We start from the raw sequence: 14,200 nt of genomic DNA, 5'->3' as shown, positions 1-14,200 counted from the left end.
CACGCTCGTCGGAGGGGGCTGGCGCTGCGCAGGGATCGCAAGCGGGGTCGTCGGAATGGGCCGGCTCGGTCATCGAAAGCGTTCTCAACGGGTGTGGCGGATTCGCTTGCCGGCGACTCGCGCCGGACGTTCATGTGGGCCGCGGGGTCGCGCGACGGTTCAGCGAGGTTCCTGATGGGCGCGCAACGACCCGCGGCATCGGGCAATATGTGGGAGCCTCGGCCGACACCCGATCCGTTACAATCAAACGGACTACCCCACTGGAGATTCGCTTTGAAATCACTCGTTGCTTTGCTGGCCGCAGCCGTTCTGTCCTCGACCGCGATGGCTGCCGCGCCGACCACGGAGAAGCTGCCGTCCGGCGTCATCGTCGAACATCTGACGCAAGGCACGGGCCCGCAACCGTCCGCGACCGACGTGGTAAAGGTCAACTATCGCGGCACGCTGCCCAACGGCACCGAATTCGATAGCTCGGCCAAGCATGGCGGGCCGGCCACGTTCCCGCTCAATCGCGTGATTCCGTGCTGGACGCAAGGCGTGCAGAAGATGAAAGTCGGCGGCAAGGCGCGACTCACGTGCCCGGCGGCGACCGCATACGGCGATCGCGGCGTCGGCCCGATTCCGCCGAATACCGATCTGACCTTCGAAGTCGAACTGGTCGACATCGTCAAATAAAGCACGCGAGCGGCGCTAAAGATGCACTGACACCCGAGCCTCGCTGCGCCAATCGCAGCGAGGCTTTTTTATGGGCGCCGAATGGCCTGCCAGGGGATTCACCATGAAACGTGACAAAAGTAGCGTGCAGGTGGCCAGCATTGGTTTTACCGGCAAGAGCGCCCAGAAATTTTTCGGTTTGCTGAAGGACGCCCATGTGCGCACGGTGCTCGACGTTCGCCTCAACAACACGTCGCAACTCGCGGGCTTTGCGAAAAAGCAGGATCTGCCTTACTTTCTCGACCAGTTGTGCAATGCGGCGTACGTGGAAATACCGGAACTGGCTCCCGAGCCGGACCTGCTCAAACGCTACCAGGGCAAGCAATTGAGCTGGGAGAACTTTCGGGAGGAATATTTCGACCTCATCGCGCGCCGCCGCGTGGAAAGTAATCTGGATATCGCGCTATTCGAATCGGCTTGCCTGCTTTGCAGTGAACATTTACCACATCATTGCCATCGGATGTTTGCGCTCGAATATCTGAACCAGCACTGGAATAGTCGTCTTTCCGTTACACATTTGACCTGACGGGCGCCGATCGGGCCAGGTTACGTTTTTCCGCCTCATTGGCCGGCGGCTTTCCGTGCCGGCAGGTTACATCTCGCCGGCCGCGCCCGCGGTTCCTTCAGTAGCCCGAATGGTTGCGGGGCGCGAAACGTGGAAAAGCGCGTCCAGTACGCATGTTTTTTCAATGCGTGCGCCGCTCGCTCGTTTACTATCTACTCACGCGCAGCTCCCTCTATTCGTCTCGCCCTATCGCCGGCCACGAACCGGCCGTGATTACGCGCGCCAGGAGCGCTTGCCATGAACATCGACTTTCATTACGGCGTGGTCTACATTGCCGCGCGCGTCGGCGGCATGACGGCCGGCGATGCGCAAACCATCGCGCATGCCTGCCAATATGTCGACGACGCAACGACGAGCGGAATACTGCGGTTCAAAGGCGGCGAGACATTCGAGCGATTCGCGACCGCGCACAAGTTATTCGATTACGCCAATACCGAGAACGACCAGAACCGGCTCGTGTGGACGCCGTTCCATTTTCTGCCGGCTGGCGAGGGTGAAAGTCTCGAGGAAAAGGCGGTTTGCCGGCCCGACAGTGAAGTTGCGCGCGAAGTCGTGCGGCGCGCGATCCGGCAGCGCGATTCGGAGACCGCGTTGCACCGGCTCGGCGTGACGCTTCATACCTATGTCGATACGTGGGCGCACCAGGGATTCGCGGGCATCGAAAGCCCGTGGAATCGCGTGCATCTTCTCGAGGCACAGGATTGCACGCGCAAAGGCTGGCTCGCGAGCCTCGAACTAGCGGTCGCGCATCTGATCGAGCATGTCGAGGAGGACGTTCTGACGATCGCGTTGCCGGTCGGCCATGGCGCCGCGTTGCATTATCCCGACCAGCCATGGGCGCGCTGGCATTACATAGACGGCCGCAATCACTTCATCTCACGACATAATTTGCCGGATTTCGTGCAGGCGGCGGACATGAGTTGTCGTGTCGTGCGAGCTTATCTGGCCGGACGCGAAGATTTCGAAAACCAGCCAGGCATGCCGGACGACGTTAAAGACGCGCTGACCCGGCTGCTCGATACGAACCGCGAACCCGACGACAACCTGCGTCTGAGAACCGTTTGCGAATGGGTGAATGCAGGCCGTATTCCAGGTTTGAAAGAACCCGTGCCCGGCTATATCGCCAAAGGACAAGGATCGTGGAAGTACCAGGCCACCGGTTTGTTGTGCGATGACGACACCGGGGACAGACCGGAGTGGACGACCGCCTTCGAAAAGAGCGACTACCGGCTCTTTCACGACGCGGTCAAACAGCACCGTTTCGTGACCACTCAGGAGATCTTGCCCGCGCGCGGATTACGCATTGCCTAAGTGATCGGAGCAGGGCGCGTCGCCGCGAACGGAGATTCGAAGATCATTGCCGCGTCTCTCGTGCGAACGTTTGCGGCGGCGCCCGTATTCTCCAGTCACTGCATTCGGGCTTGCTGATGCGGCGCAGCCTGAGCCGCCGCCTGCTGTTCTTCGGCGTGCTTTTTGGCCATATGCCGTCCGACGATACAGCCGCCGACCGCGCCGACCACCGCATGATGTCCCGCGTAGTGCCCGGCGACGCCGCCCACTACCGCTCCTTTCAGGCAACCGGCCGCGTTCGCGGTGCCGGCCATTGCCAACGAGACTGCCATTGCCCCGAGGGCGATCCGAATAAAACCAGCTTTCATTGTAAGTACCATCGTGTTTGAGTGGATCGGAATTAGGGTGGCCCCGCGTCCATTTCAATAGCCGCCGCGAGCATGGCGGCTGACAAAGGACTCTCTATTGGCCATACGTCCGCCGCTGGGCACGGATATGAAGTGTAAATGGACTTGGCCGGTACAGGAGCAACAGGTGCTGCAAGATCGTAACGGCACGTTACCGGAGCCGGGGCGGTGTCTTTGCACGCGTCGTCAGTGGCGTTTCGCGCATGCTTGAATCCGTTCGCTATAGCGGGCCACGAAAAAAGACCGTTTTCAAATAAAAAGTGGACTACTCTCCTTTGAATATCCAAAGGCCTGGCTATAGTAGAAGCGACTAATGCCAGAAAGCACGGCGGCGCCCCTTTCTGTCGCCGATGCGGATGACGGGGAAACACAAATGACGCCATCGAATGCAGCGATCTATCAGACCAGGACTTGCACGCCGGAGTCGTTGCGCACGCTCGCGAGCTTTCTCGAATTGGCGCTCGACGAGGGAAAAAGCGTGGTCGTGATGCGGATCGGCAAGCAGGCGCGCAGCGTTTATGTCGGAAATCCATCCGGGGCATTGGAGGATTTAACGGATTCCGGCGTCGTCGACGCTTTCCAGGCAGATGAAATGCTGGTACTGACCCGCCTGGGCCTGAACCGGATAACGGCGGACGGTCAACACTACCGCTTCATACGGAGTGTGAGGTACATTGCCGATCGCCAGGTCGTCGTTTTTACACCTATCTGAGTGGTGGTGGAACCGAAATGAAAAAGAAGAATCAGGAGGGAAGGAAAAGGAAGAAAGCTTCGATGACCCGGTAAAAAACCTGAAAGCTTCGTTATTTGAACGCCGCATCGGTGCTCGTATCGATGTATTGAAGCTCGGGATAGGTCAATACACTGCCTTTCTTCCGTCATTCATGGCATAGTTCGACGATTACCACATAAGGAGCAATCAAATGCCTTCGTTAGAGCAAATCCAAGCCAAGCTTAAGAAGCTCCAGGAGCAAGCTGACGTTCTCATTGCCAGAAAAGCACAAGCCGCGGTCGACCAGATTCGCGAATTGATGCTCAAGCACGGTCTCACGACTGCCGATCTCGAAGCACAGGCGAAGGCACGACGTGCCGCGCGAGGTCTGAATGGCAATCCGGCGGGTCGCGGAAGACCTGCGGGTGCGAGCAAAGCCGCCAGGTCGGCAACCCCGGCGAAGTATCGCGACCACAAGACCGGCGCGACCTGGACGGGGCACGGCCGCGCGCCTGGCTGGATCGCCGGCGTGAAGGACCGCACGGCGTTCCTGATCGACGCTGCGAGCGCAAGCAAGCCCGCGGCTGCTCCCGCCGCGAAGGGCGGCAAAGGACAGCCGAAAGGCGCCCAGCCGCCGAAGTACCTGAATCCGAAAACCGGCGCGACCTGGAGCGGCCGCGGTCCGGCGCCGGCATGGCTCGCGGCCGTCAAGGACCGCAGCAAATTCCTGATCGATGACGCGAGCATGGCTGCCGCTCCGAAAGCGGCGAAAACGGCGGCAAAGAGCAGCCAGGCGAAAGCGACCGCGAGTGCGGTAGGCAAGAAGACCGCGGCGAAAAAAGCAACGCGCAAGACGGCCGTGAAAAAGACCGCAGCCAAAAAGGCCACTCCCGCAAGCCGGAAAGCCGCGGTGAAGAAGACCGCCGGCCGCAAAAGCGTTGTGAAGGCGGCAAGAAAAGCACCGGCGCGCAAGGCTGCTGCAAAGAGTACGGCCGCACCCGTCGCGGCGGCTCCCCAAACGCCAGAGACGCAAGCAAGCGCGTAATAGCCGTGGAGTCGTGAAGTAGATGGTTAGCACGTTCGATGCACCCCGGCAGGAAGATCAGGTCTTCCTGCTGGACTCCGCTCCTCATCCGGCAGCCGATGCGGCCGAACCATTCATCGTCGCCAGCGATCGCCGCGTGATCCTCACTTATCCGATCGCGGAGTCGGACTTTGAACGGTTCGGGCCATTCGATCCCGACGACGATCCTTTTTGCGCGGTGCTGTTCGCCGACGCCATCTTTCACCGTCTCGGGCCGCCGGGCGATGACGATCGCGCCATTCATCCGCTCGCGGCCCAAGGTCTCGTCGGCTGCGCGGTGCATGAAGTCGTCAATTCGTCGTTGTGCGCCGAGATTGCCGCCGTGGCGACAGACTCCGTCGCCATTGCTCCCGAGGCACCGGCGCGGCGGCATTTCGTCATTACGTTTCAGGCATCGACGTTCGAATGCGTGGCGTCGGACTATACGGTCATCGGCGTATTCGGCGCGGGCGAAATCGCAAGCCGCGAGGCGTTTGCATTGGTCAGATAAAGCGTTGGAACCAGAAAGCAAGGCGCGGTCCTGATCCGGGCACGCGCCGTGCATGACGTGCTGATAGTGAAAGCCAGGCACGAGTGCGGCATTCCCCCGTCGGATGCGGGACTCGTATGCCGTGACCCGCCGCCTGCCATCGAGGCCACGCATGCTGACCATTTCTATTACCGCGTTCGTCACGCTCGTGATCGTTCTCCTGATCGCCAATCTGTGGAGCGGCGAGAAGAAAATAGAACACAGAATCGAGCGGCTTTATAAGAGCGAAGATCCGCAATTCCTTCGTTCGATGGGTTTATTGCTCGGTCCACCCGTGGTGCCGGGTAATCGCTTCGAGATGCTGCTCAACGGCGACCAGATCTTTCCGTCGATGCTCGAGGGCATTCGGTCGGCGCGCGAAACCATCACATTTGAAACGTTCATTTACTGGTCTGGCGAGATCGGCGGACAGATTGCGCGTGCGCTTGCCGATAAGGCGCGCGAAGGTGTCGCCGTGCACGTACTGCTCGACTGGGTCGGTTCGTCGAAAATGGATCGGCACTATCTGCAACTGCTGCGGGAGGCCGGCGCCGAAGTGGTGAGGTATCACAAGCCGCATTGGACCGGACTCGGTCGCATGAACGACCGTACGCACCGCAAACTATTGGTGATCGACGGCCGGATCGGTTTTACGGGCGGGGTCGGCATAGCGCCGGAGTGGACTGGCAATGCGCAGGACGAAAAGCATTGGCGCGATACGCATTTTCGCGTGACGGGTCCAGTGGTCGGCCATATGCAGGCCGTGTTCATGGACAACTGGATCAAGGCGACCAGCAGCGTATTGCACGGTCCCGAGTATTTTCCGCACATCGATGCCGAGCCGAAAGGAGCGGGCCAGGGTCTCGCGCATATGTTCAGCAGTTCGCCGTCGGGCGGCAGTGACGACATGCAGTTGATGTATCTGATGGCCATCACCGCCGCCACGCGCAGTTTGCAGCTTGCGAGCGCGTACTTCGTGCCCGACAAGCTCACCATCAACGCGATCGTCGAAGCCGCGAAACGCGGCGTGAAAGTAGAGATCGTCACGCCGGGCAAACGCATCGACACGCACACGGTGCGCGAAGCGTCGCGTGCGTGTTGGGGCGATCTACTGAAAGCGGGCATCGAGATCTACGAGTACCAGCCGACCATGTTCCATTGCAAGTTGCTGGTAGTCGACGAGTACATGGTGTCGGTCGGCTCGACGAACTTCGATAGCCGCTCGTTCAAGCTGAACGACGAAGCGAACCTGAACATCTACGACCGCGATTTCGCCACGCAGCAGACCGCCGCGTTCGACGACGACATCGCGAAGTCGAAGCGCGTCACGCTCGAAGCATGGACGCGGCGTTCGTTCACCGAGAAGCTCGTCGAAAAATTCGTGCGGCTACTGGACACGCAGCTTTGAATGCCGGTGCGAACGAGTCGAAGCGCCGACGGATCAGTGAACGGCGCTGCTCAGATACGCCTCGACGTCGGGGCGCACTGCTCGCTTGCCGTTGCGGCGTTCAACGGCAGCCACGTCGACGAGGCGCGCCTTTGCGTGTTGATACGCATTGGCAAAGCCGCGCAGTTGTTGCGTGACCGGACGGTCGTCGAGCCGGCGTCGTGTGAGCGCTTGCGCGATGCTGCGTTCGATCAGCGCCAACTGGTGTCGATATAGTCGATGCACCGCTCGCGGCAGCGCGAGGATATTGCACCCGCGCATCGAGATTGGGCGTGTTGATTTCGCCGCCGAACGCGTGGATGTCGGAGTAGCCGAGACTACCGCGCTAATTGCCCGGATCGAGCATGGGCTTGTCCGGGTCCGCCTGGGTGCGGTAAGGCAACTGCGCGGCGTGAGGATCGGTGATCGTGTTGTCGATCACGCGCTCGACGTCCGCCGTTTTGGCGAGTTCGGTGAGGAAAGTCTTCTTGTCGAAGCCCGGCGCGACGCAGCCTTCGACGTAGATAAAGCGGCGTTGCAGCGTGAGCCATAGCGTCGATTGCTCGCGCCAGTGCGTCGCGAGGTTCAGATTCGCGAGACGCCGTTGCACGCTCTCGGCGATTTCCGCGTCGTACAGATACGCGTTCGGCAAACGGCAACGGCCTTCGATCCAGCAGCTATTGCCGCGTTCGATTCTGTAATGGCTATCGTCGAGCCATTCCTTTTCGGTTTCGAATGGGCCAAGCGGAGTTGGGCAATCGGCGATCGCTTTGGATATCTGCAGGAATGGATCGTGGCCGCGATTGACGCGCGCCGGTTCGCCATCAACGCGAGCCGTGGCCACGCAAATCATCAGACCGGCAAGACTCAGTTCGAACACGCGCTTCATGCCGTGGTCGCTCCAGGTGTGGACCGCTCATTATCGCGCGCCCGCGAACCTCAACGCTTGTTGCGCCGGTTCTCGACCGCGAACTTGATCAACTCGGCCTGCCCTTCGATATCGAGCTTGCGCTTCAGATTCAGCCGATGCGTCTCCACGGTTCGCACCGACAGATCGTTGCGCTGCGCGATCTGCTTGCTCGACAGTCCCTCGGCAAGCGCATCGAGAATGTCGCGCTCGCGCGGCGTCAAGCGTTCGACCGGCGATTGCGTCGCCGACGCCTGGATCAGTCGAGCACCGATCTCCGCGCTAAAGAACGTCTTGCCGTCGAGTACCGCGCCGATCGCCTGAACGATTTCGAGCGCCGGCGAATCCTTCAGAACGTAGCCGCTCGCGCCCGCGCGCACCGCCTGCGTCACGTATTCGAGGTTGTCGTGCATCGACAGCATCAGCACACGAATCGCCGGAAAGCGCTCGTGAAAGAGGCCCGCCAACGCAATGCCGTTCATGCCGCTTTTCATGCCGACATCCATCAGCGCCAGATGCGGCGCCTGTCGTTCGGCCAGCGCGAGCGCTTGCTGCGCGTCGCCCGCTTCGCCGACCACTTCGAAGTGGCGCACTGCTTCGAGCCGTGCGCGCAGACCGTCGCGCACGAGCGGATGATCGTCGACGAGCAGCAGACGCGCGATGGAAGGAGAGGTCGTGTCGTTCATGATCAGAGTTCCTGCAGAAACGGCACCGTTGCATGCGTCGTGGGCAGCGGCACGCGCGCGGCGACGACGGTGTGCCCCGGCTGCGAGTTCAGCGACAGCGTGCCGCCGAGCGCTTCGAGCCGTTCGCGCATGTTGCGCAGGCCGACACCTTCACGTCCGCCGACGAATGCTTCGGTCACGTCGAAACCGCGGCCGTTGTCGGAGATCGTCAGCGTGACCGCATCGCGCGAAACCTCGAGCGCAAGCGCCGCGCTCGACGCCTGCGCATGTCGCACGATGTTCGTCAGCGCTTCCTGGGCGATGCGAAACAGCACGGTGTTGACCGTGTCGGGCAACGTGGCGGCATGCGTATGCGCGATCTGCGTGAAGCCGATCGCGATGCCGGACTCGTCGCCGAGTTCGCGCGTCAGTTGTTCGAGGGCGGCCGCGACGCCGAGATCGTCGAGCATCGACGGACGCAGCGCATGAGAAATGCGCCGAACTTCGCGCAGCGTATCGCCGAGCCGCGTGAGTCCGGTGGACAGGGCGGCCTCGGCGGCGGGCACGCGCGCGTCGCCGCGTTCGAGCCGCGCGAGCGCCGATTCGAGCAGCAGCTTCACGGACACCATCATCTGGCTGATGCCGTCGTGCAATTCGCGCGACAGGCGCGCTCGCTCGTTTTCCTGCGACTCGACGACCTGCTGCGCGAGCCGCTTCAGCTTCGCGTCGGCACTGCGATATTCGGTCACGTTCAGCACGAGTGCGCACAGCGCAATGACCGCGAGACCAGCCACCGCGATCGCGTCGATCCACTTCATCGTGCGATCGATATTGGCCGCGGCCTCCTCGTCGATGTGCGCGAGCGTCGTGTCGATGTCGTCGAGATAGATGCCGGTGCCGAGCATCCAGCCCCAGCGTTCGAGCGGCACCACGTAGCCGAGTTTCGACTCCTCCTTGCCGGTCGACGGCCGATGCCACAGATAGCGCACATAGCCGCCGCCGCGCGCGGCTGCGGCGAGTAGCTGCTGGATCGTCGGCGTGCCCTGGCTATCGCGCAACGACCACAGATCCCGACCCACCAGATCCGGCTCGCGCGGATGCATCAGCGTGCGGCCGTGCAGGTCGTACACGAAGAAGTAGCCGTCCTCGCCGAAATTCATCTTTTCGAGCACCGCGAGCGCACGCGTGCGCAGCAGCGCGTCGTCGCGTGCGTTGTCGCCGCCGGCCTCGTAGAGCGGCGCGATCGCAGTCGTCGCGAGTTCGACGTAGTGCTTGAGCTCGATCTCCTTACTCGCCATGTACGCGGCCTGGGTGGTCGCGTGCTGCCGCTCGGCGAGTGCGGTCGCTTCGCGGCGCACGCCCGTCTCGATGCTGGCGATCGCCACCAGAAAGGGCACGATCGCGAGCAGCACTATCTTTGCTTTGAGTTTCATCGTTGAAAGAAGCCAGTCAACGGGCTACGTAATATTACGTAGACGGCTTACGTAGTTGCGCGCTTGAAAGCAAGTGCGCGAAGGCGAATACTACATGCCCGTCGCATACCGCGCCGCGCGAGGCCTGGCGCTCGAGTGTGCGACGTTCCCCGGTTTTCCGCCTGACCTCAGGCAACCGGGCATTTGCGCGTCGGGCCACGAGCCATCGCGCGCGCTGTCGATAATACTCAGGAGACGTTCGTGGAGACCTCCCCCTCGGCCGGCCGTTCATGGCTCTGGCTCATTTTGCTGATCCCTTATATCGCGCTGCTGTGGCTGCCGTTCTATAACGATGCGCATCCGCCGCTCGCGGGCTTTCCGTTCTTCTACTGGTATCAGTTTCTGTGGGTGCCGTTGACCTCGCTGCTGATTTACATCGTGTATCGAGGTCTCAAATGAGCGATCTGAATCCTGTGAACCCGGTTGCGATGACGGTCTTCATCGCGTTCTTCGTGCTCGTCACGGTGATCGGCTTTTTTGCCGCGCGCTGGAAACGCGGCGATCTGACGCAACTGCACGAGTGGGGTCTCGGCGGACGGCAGTTCGGCACGGTCATTTCGTGGTTCCTCGTCGGCGGCGATTTCTATACCGCCTATACGGTGATCGCGGTGCCCGCGCTCGTTTATTCGGTGGGCGCGTATGGCTTCTTCGCGCTGCCGTACACGATCATCGTTTATCCGTTCGTGTTCGCAGTGATGCCGAAGCTGTGGAAGGTTGCGCACGCGAAGAACCACATCACCGCGGCCGACTACGTGCACGGCGAGTACGGCGGCAAGTGGTTCCCGGCGGCCATCGCGCTGACCGGCATCGTCGCGACGATGCCGTATATCGCGCTGCAGCTGGTGGGCATGCAGGTCGTGATCAAGGGGCTCGGCGTCAGCGGCGAATTGCCGTTGATCGTCGCGTTCGTGATCCTCGCGCTCTATACGTATGCAAGCGGCCTGCGCGCGCCGGCAATGATCGCGTTCGTCAAGGACATCATGATCTATATCGTCGTGATCGCGGCGGTATGGCTGATTCCGGTGAAGCTCGGCGGCTATGGGCACGTGTTCGCACTGGCCGATGCGCACTTCCAGGCGAAGGGCGGCGCGACCGGTATCCTGCTGAAGCCGAATCAGTACACGGCGTTCGCATCGCTCGCGCTCGGCTCGGCGCTCGCCGCGTTCATGTATCCGCATACGATGACAGCGGTGCTGTCGTCGGCGTCGGCAAAGACGGTGCGCAAGAACGCGATCTTCCTGCCGGCCTACACGGTGCTGCTCGGCCTGATCGCGCTGCTCGGCTATATGGCGATCGCCGCTGGCGTGAACGTGAAGTCGGCAAGCGACGTGGTGCCGACCCTGTTCGGCACGCTGTTCCCGTCGTGGTTCGTCGGTTTCGCGGCTGCCGCGATTGCGATCAGCGCGCTGGTGCCGGCCGCGATCATGTCGATCGGCGCGGCGAATCTGTTCACGCGTAATCTGTGGCGTCCGCTGGTGTCGCCGAACATCTCGCCCGAGGCGGAGGCAGCCAATGCGAAGATCGTTTCGCTGGTCGTCAAGTTCGGGGCGCTGCTGTTCATCGTGTTCCTGCCGACGCAGTATGCGATCGATCTGCAACTGCTCGGCGGCGTGTGGATTCTGCAAATTTTCCCGGCCATCGTGTTCACGCTGTACACGCGCCGTCTGAACACGCCGGGTCTGTTCGTCGGCTGGCTCGTCGGTATCGTGCTCGGCACGGGCCTCGCGATTTCGCAAGGGCTCAAGCCGGTGTATGGCCTGCATTTCGGCCACGAGAACTATCCGCTGTATATCGGCCTGATCGCGCTCGTCGCGAATATCGTCGTGAGCTTCGCGGTGTCGGCAGTGTCGCCGCGACGGGCTGCCGTGACGGCCTAGTCGACGGTTGTCCGGCTCGATGAAGAACGCCGCGGGGCTGTTGGCCCGCGGCGTTTTTTTGTTGCTTCGACGGCTGGTGGCTTGGTCGCAGACGTGCCGTGAGGTTGGCTTTAGCGTGAGATGACGATAATTGTGCGATGAAGGCGGAGATTTCGAGCGGGCCTCAGACCCTCCGGCTAAAACCGCTCGACTCGAAACGGCCGCGGATCGACCAGCGTCTGCTCGCCGGTCATCATCTCGGCGATCAGCCGCCCCGTCACCGGTCCGAGCGTCAGACCATGATGCGCATGGCCGAACGCGAACCACAGTCCCTGATGTTTCGTCGCGGGCCCGATGATCGGCATCATGTCCGGCGTGCACGGGCGGCGTCCCATCCACGGTTCGGCATCCAGACGTTCGCCGAGCGGAAACAGCGTGCGCGCGATCGGCTCGACCGCGTCGAGTTGCACCGGCGTCTTGGCCGCCTCGGGGCGCGCGATTTCGGCGCCCGTGGTCAAACGGATGCCGCGCGCCATCGGCGCGAGCACATAGCCGTGTTCGACGTCGAGAATCGGATGGTTGAGCCGCGCGCTCCGACGCGGCGCGTAGTGCATGTGATAGCCGCGCTTGACCGCGAGCGGCAGCCGATACCCGAGCCGCGTGCTCGCGCGATCCGACCACGGTCCGAGCGCGATCACCGCCGACTCGGCCGTGATCGCCCCGTCCCGCGTCTCGACCTGCCAGTGCCAGCCTTCACGCAGCGTGTCGGCATCGCCGATGAAGAACCGTCCCCCGAGCGCTTCGAAGTACCGCGCGTATGCGGTGACGAGCGCGTTCGGATCGCTGACCGAATCGGATTGCGGATAGCGCAGCCCGCCTTGCAGACGCTTGTCGAGATCGGGTTCGAGCTGTTGCAGGCGCGGCGCGTCGAGCGTTTCGAACTCGACGCCGTACTCGCGATGCCACTGTTCGGCGAGGGTGGTTTCGGCGTCGCGCGCGGCGGCATGGCGAAACACCTTGATCCAGCCGATCGGCCGCAGCAGCGCGCTGGCACCGGCGTCCGCGGCAAGCGCGCGATGTTCGCTGACACAATGCTCGATCAGCGTCGCGTACGATTTCGCGATTTCCGAGTGCTTCGCCGGATGCGAGTTGCGCCAGTAGCGCCACAGGAACGGCGCAACCTGCACCATCGCGTCGGCGTGATAGCGCACGTCGGGCGACTGGTTGCGCGCGTAGCGCAGCAGGGTGCCGAGCCCGCGCGGAAACGCGTACGGATAGACGCCTTCGCGCTGGATCAGCCCGGCGTTGCCGAACGAGGTCTCGTTGCCCGCCTGCTTACGGTCGATCAGCGCAACCGCGCGGCCGCGTTTCTGCAGATGCACGGCGACGCACACCCCGACAATGCCGGCGCCGAGCACCACGGTATCGAATTTCATGCTCCCTGTCCGCCTTGCGTGTGTTCTGTGTGTTGTCGACGCTCCGCCGTGTTCGTGCGCAGCGAGGCGCCAGCTTTCATCTTATACAGGGATAGGTCCGCTTCGCTATTGGCAAAAAAGCCGCGCTCGGGAAAACGCCCGAATGCCAGGTTCGATCGGGCAAAACCGTGTCTTTCGACGCACGATCGAGCGGGCGACTTACGACTCGCTGGCGTCTGCGTGTAAACTGCTGACTTTTTTGCGTCCGGTGGTATGTTGCAAGCCCCTCAGCGCAGCGCCCTCACTGGGCCTGCGCTCGTTCGCTTACTGGCCCGTCTCGCCGAGGCCGACGTCGCCGAATCGCGACAATCGCTGGCGGATCGGCTGAGCCAGTGGCTCGGCTGGACCGACGCGATCGCGTTGTCGTCGGCGCTGGATGGCAAGCCGCCGTCCGTCGCTGGTGGCGCGCGCGCGTTCGGCCGTGCGGAAGAGGAAGAGTGCACGCGCGTGCGCCGCTCGCTGGTGAGCGCAATCGCCAGCGATAGCGTGCTCGCCGGCTCACGGCAGCGTGGCCCGTCGCCGTCGTCCGCCCGGATGTCGGCGCCGCGCGTGGCGGTCGACACCCAGGCCGACTACGCGGTGTTCCGACAGCGCTATCTCGCGCTTCAGCAGTCGATGGAAACGGCGATCGGCACGTTGCGTGGCCGGCTGCGCGCGCTGCTGGCGACGCAGGCGCCGTCGCTCGCGCGGCTCGCGGTCGTCGATGCGGTGATGGAGCGTGCGCTCGGCGAGCGCGAGCGGACTTTGCTCGGCGCGGTGCCCGGGTTGCTCGGCGGGCACTACGAGCACTTGCGCGAGGGTGAGAAGCGGAGGTTGGCGGAGGCGGAAGCAGCGGCCGAAGTTGCCGCCGATGCCGATCCCACGCGGCAGCAGTCGGCCGAAGTCGAAGCCGGCGCTGCAGCCATGCAGCCGGAAGCAGCCTTGGCTCAAGTCAAAGCAAGCACCGCAGCCACGCGGCTCGCCAGGTCGACCGATGGCGGCAACGCTGCCGTGCCGCTCGCGTCCGAGGCGTGGCTCGACGTCTTCCGCAAGGACATGCAGAGCGTTTTGCTGGCCGAGCTGGAGGTTCGTTTTCAACCGGTCGAAGGGCTGCTCGCGGCTCTTCGCGCCTGCTAACTG

Annotated in this window: 16 protein-coding genes; 10 read left to right on the top strand and 6 right to left on the bottom strand. The window is 62.6% G+C overall.

The window, feature by feature from the left end; translation table 11 throughout:
* Window positions 1–324: 324 nt before the first annotated feature.
* The 3 genes from OKW38_RS28230 (at window position 325) to OKW38_RS28220 (ending at window position 2,590) form a co-directional block, all read left to right on the top strand.
* Window positions 325–675 carry an FKBP-type peptidyl-prolyl cis-trans isomerase gene (locus OKW38_RS28230; RefSeq protein WP_373685682.1) on the top strand — a complete coding sequence of 117 codons (351 nt, stop codon included), beginning with the start codon at window positions 325–327 and terminating at the stop codon, window positions 673–675.
* A gap of 103 nt (window positions 676–778) precedes the next feature.
* Window positions 779–1,240: a DUF488 family protein gene (locus tag OKW38_RS28225; protein WP_429364202.1), complete on the top strand. Its 462-nt coding sequence runs from the start codon at window positions 779–781 to the stop codon at window positions 1,238–1,240.
* A 276-nt stretch (window positions 1,241–1,516) separates the two neighbouring features.
* Window positions 1,517–2,590 carry a DUF6765 family protein gene (locus OKW38_RS28220; protein WP_184064180.1) on the top strand — a complete coding sequence of 358 codons (1,074 nt, stop codon included), beginning with the start codon at window positions 1,517–1,519 and terminating at the stop codon, window positions 2,588–2,590.
* Window positions 2,591–2,685: 95 nt separating this feature from the next.
* Here OKW38_RS28220 and OKW38_RS28215 read toward each other — a convergent pair whose 3' ends face one another.
* Window positions 2,686–2,937 carry a hypothetical protein gene (locus OKW38_RS28215; RefSeq protein ID WP_429364201.1) on the bottom strand — a complete coding sequence of 84 codons (252 nt, stop codon included), beginning with the start codon at window positions 2,935–2,937 and terminating at the stop codon, window positions 2,686–2,688.
* 412 nt (window positions 2,938–3,349) lie between these two features.
* Between OKW38_RS28215 and OKW38_RS28210 the strand changes: the two genes are divergently transcribed.
* The 4 genes from OKW38_RS28210 to cls all read left to right on the top strand — a co-directional run bounded on the left by OKW38_RS28210 (window position 3,350) and on the right by cls (window position 6,688).
* Window positions 3,350–3,688 carry a hypothetical protein gene (locus tag OKW38_RS28210; RefSeq protein WP_090807114.1) on the top strand — a complete coding sequence of 113 codons (339 nt, stop codon included), beginning with the start codon at window positions 3,350–3,352 and terminating at the stop codon, window positions 3,686–3,688.
* Window positions 3,689–3,899: 211 nt separating this feature from the next.
* A complete protein-coding gene (locus OKW38_RS28205) occupies window positions 3,900–4,733 on the top strand; it encodes an H-NS family nucleoid-associated regulatory protein (RefSeq protein WP_429333525.1) in 834 nt (277 codons plus the stop codon).
* A gap of 22 nt (window positions 4,734–4,755) precedes the next feature.
* Window positions 4,756–5,262, top strand: coding sequence for a hypothetical protein (locus OKW38_RS28200; RefSeq protein ID WP_090807110.1), 507 nt, complete (start codon window positions 4,756–4,758; stop codon window positions 5,260–5,262).
* A gap of 151 nt (window positions 5,263–5,413) precedes the next feature.
* Window positions 5,414–6,688, top strand: a complete 1,275-nt coding sequence (gene cls, locus OKW38_RS28195) for a cardiolipin synthase (RefSeq protein WP_429364199.1) — start codon at window positions 5,414–5,416, stop codon at window positions 6,686–6,688.
* A 33-nt stretch (window positions 6,689–6,721) separates the two neighbouring features.
* On the opposite strand, the gene OKW38_RS28190 is transcribed toward cls, so the two are convergent.
* From OKW38_RS28190 to OKW38_RS28175, 4 genes are all read right to left on the bottom strand, one after another.
* Entirely contained in the window at window positions 6,722–6,928 is a 207-nt protein-coding gene (locus OKW38_RS28190) for a hypothetical protein (RefSeq protein WP_244144817.1), read from the bottom strand.
* A gap of 124 nt (window positions 6,929–7,052) precedes the next feature.
* Window positions 7,053–7,595, bottom strand: coding sequence for a hypothetical protein (locus OKW38_RS28185; protein ID WP_429364197.1), 543 nt, complete (start codon window positions 7,593–7,595; stop codon window positions 7,053–7,055).
* Between the two features lie 50 nt (window positions 7,596–7,645).
* Window positions 7,646–8,299 (bottom strand): response regulator, encoded by a 654-nt coding sequence (locus OKW38_RS28180; RefSeq protein WP_167368714.1) that lies wholly within the window; start codon window positions 8,297–8,299, stop codon window positions 7,646–7,648.
* Between the two features lie 2 nt (window positions 8,300–8,301).
* Window positions 8,302–9,711, bottom strand: a complete 1,410-nt coding sequence (locus OKW38_RS28175) for a cache domain-containing protein (RefSeq protein ID WP_429364196.1) — start codon at window positions 9,709–9,711, stop codon at window positions 8,302–8,304.
* 240 nt (window positions 9,712–9,951) lie between these two features.
* Here OKW38_RS28175 and OKW38_RS28170 point away from each other — a divergent pair, with 240 nt between their 5' ends.
* Together OKW38_RS28170 and mctP are read left to right on the top strand one after the other, a co-directional pair.
* The gene (locus OKW38_RS28170; RefSeq protein WP_184046656.1) at window positions 9,952–10,149 is read left to right on the top strand and encodes a DUF3311 domain-containing protein; all 198 of its coding nucleotides are present in this window, start codon (window positions 9,952–9,954) and stop codon (window positions 10,147–10,149) included.
* Window positions 10,146–11,627: a monocarboxylate uptake permease MctP gene (gene mctP / locus OKW38_RS28165; protein WP_184064201.1), complete on the top strand. Its 1,482-nt coding sequence runs from the start codon at window positions 10,146–10,148 to the stop codon at window positions 11,625–11,627. Before OKW38_RS28170 ends, mctP begins: the two co-directional genes overlap by 4 nt.
* Window positions 11,628–11,803: 176 nt before the next feature.
* Here the strand turns inward: mctP and OKW38_RS28160 are convergent, their stop codons facing one another.
* On the bottom strand, window positions 11,804–13,042 hold the full coding sequence (locus OKW38_RS28160; RefSeq protein WP_429364194.1) for an NAD(P)/FAD-dependent oxidoreductase: 1,239 nt from the start codon (window positions 13,040–13,042) through the stop codon (window positions 11,804–11,806).
* A gap of 252 nt (window positions 13,043–13,294) precedes the next feature.
* Between OKW38_RS28160 and OKW38_RS28155 the strand changes: the two genes are divergently transcribed.
* Window positions 13,295–14,197: a DUF3348 domain-containing protein gene (locus OKW38_RS28155; protein ID WP_429364192.1), complete on the top strand. Its 903-nt coding sequence runs from the start codon at window positions 13,295–13,297 to the stop codon at window positions 14,195–14,197.
* Window positions 14,198–14,200: the final 3 nt, after the last annotated feature.

This window comes from Paraburkholderia sp. MM5496-R1 (genome assembly GCF_050436205.1).
GTDB lineage: Bacteria > Pseudomonadota > Gammaproteobacteria > Burkholderiales > Burkholderiaceae > Paraburkholderia > Paraburkholderia tuberum.
Note: the sequence above shows the minus strand (reverse complement) of the source record. Positions and strands in the feature narration are given on the sequence as shown.

What these genes read in the sequence shown, in the direction of transcription:
- OKW38_RS28230 (WP_373685682.1), top strand. Translation starts at nt 325, where the DNA reads ATGGCTGCCGCGCCGACCACGGAGAAGCTGCCGTCCGGCGTCATCGTC.
- OKW38_RS28225 (WP_429364202.1), top strand. Translation starts at nt 779, where the DNA reads ATGAAACGTGACAAAAGTAGCGTGCAGGTGGCCAGCATTGGTTTTACC.
- OKW38_RS28220 (WP_184064180.1), top strand. Translation starts at nt 1,517, where the DNA reads ATGAACATCGACTTTCATTACGGCGTGGTCTACATTGCCGCGCGCGTC.
- OKW38_RS28215 (WP_429364201.1), bottom strand. Translation starts at nt 2,937, where the DNA reads ATGAAAGCTGGTTTTATTCGGATCGCCCTCGGGGCAATGGCAGTCTCG.
- OKW38_RS28210 (WP_090807114.1), top strand. Translation starts at nt 3,350, where the DNA reads ATGACGCCATCGAATGCAGCGATCTATCAGACCAGGACTTGCACGCCG.
- OKW38_RS28205 (WP_429333525.1), top strand. Translation starts at nt 3,900, where the DNA reads ATGCCTTCGTTAGAGCAAATCCAAGCCAAGCTTAAGAAGCTCCAGGAG.
- OKW38_RS28200 (WP_090807110.1), top strand. Translation starts at nt 4,756, where the DNA reads ATGGTTAGCACGTTCGATGCACCCCGGCAGGAAGATCAGGTCTTCCTG.
- cls (WP_429364199.1), top strand. Translation starts at nt 5,414, where the DNA reads ATGCTGACCATTTCTATTACCGCGTTCGTCACGCTCGTGATCGTTCTC.
- OKW38_RS28185 (WP_429364197.1), bottom strand. Translation starts at nt 7,595, where the DNA reads ATGAAGCGCGTGTTCGAACTGAGTCTTGCCGGTCTGATGATTTGCGTG.
- OKW38_RS28180 (WP_167368714.1), bottom strand. Translation starts at nt 8,299, where the DNA reads ATGAACGACACGACCTCTCCTTCCATCGCGCGTCTGCTGCTCGTCGAC.
- OKW38_RS28175 (WP_429364196.1), bottom strand. Translation starts at nt 9,711, where the DNA reads ATGAAACTCAAAGCAAAGATAGTGCTGCTCGCGATCGTGCCCTTTCTG.
- mctP (WP_184064201.1), top strand. Translation starts at nt 10,146, where the DNA reads ATGAGCGATCTGAATCCTGTGAACCCGGTTGCGATGACGGTCTTCATC.
- OKW38_RS28160 (WP_429364194.1), bottom strand. Translation starts at nt 13,042, where the DNA reads ATGAAATTCGATACCGTGGTGCTCGGCGCCGGCATTGTCGGGGTGTGC.
- OKW38_RS28155 (WP_429364192.1), top strand. Translation starts at nt 13,295, where the DNA reads ATGTTGCAAGCCCCTCAGCGCAGCGCCCTCACTGGGCCTGCGCTCGTT.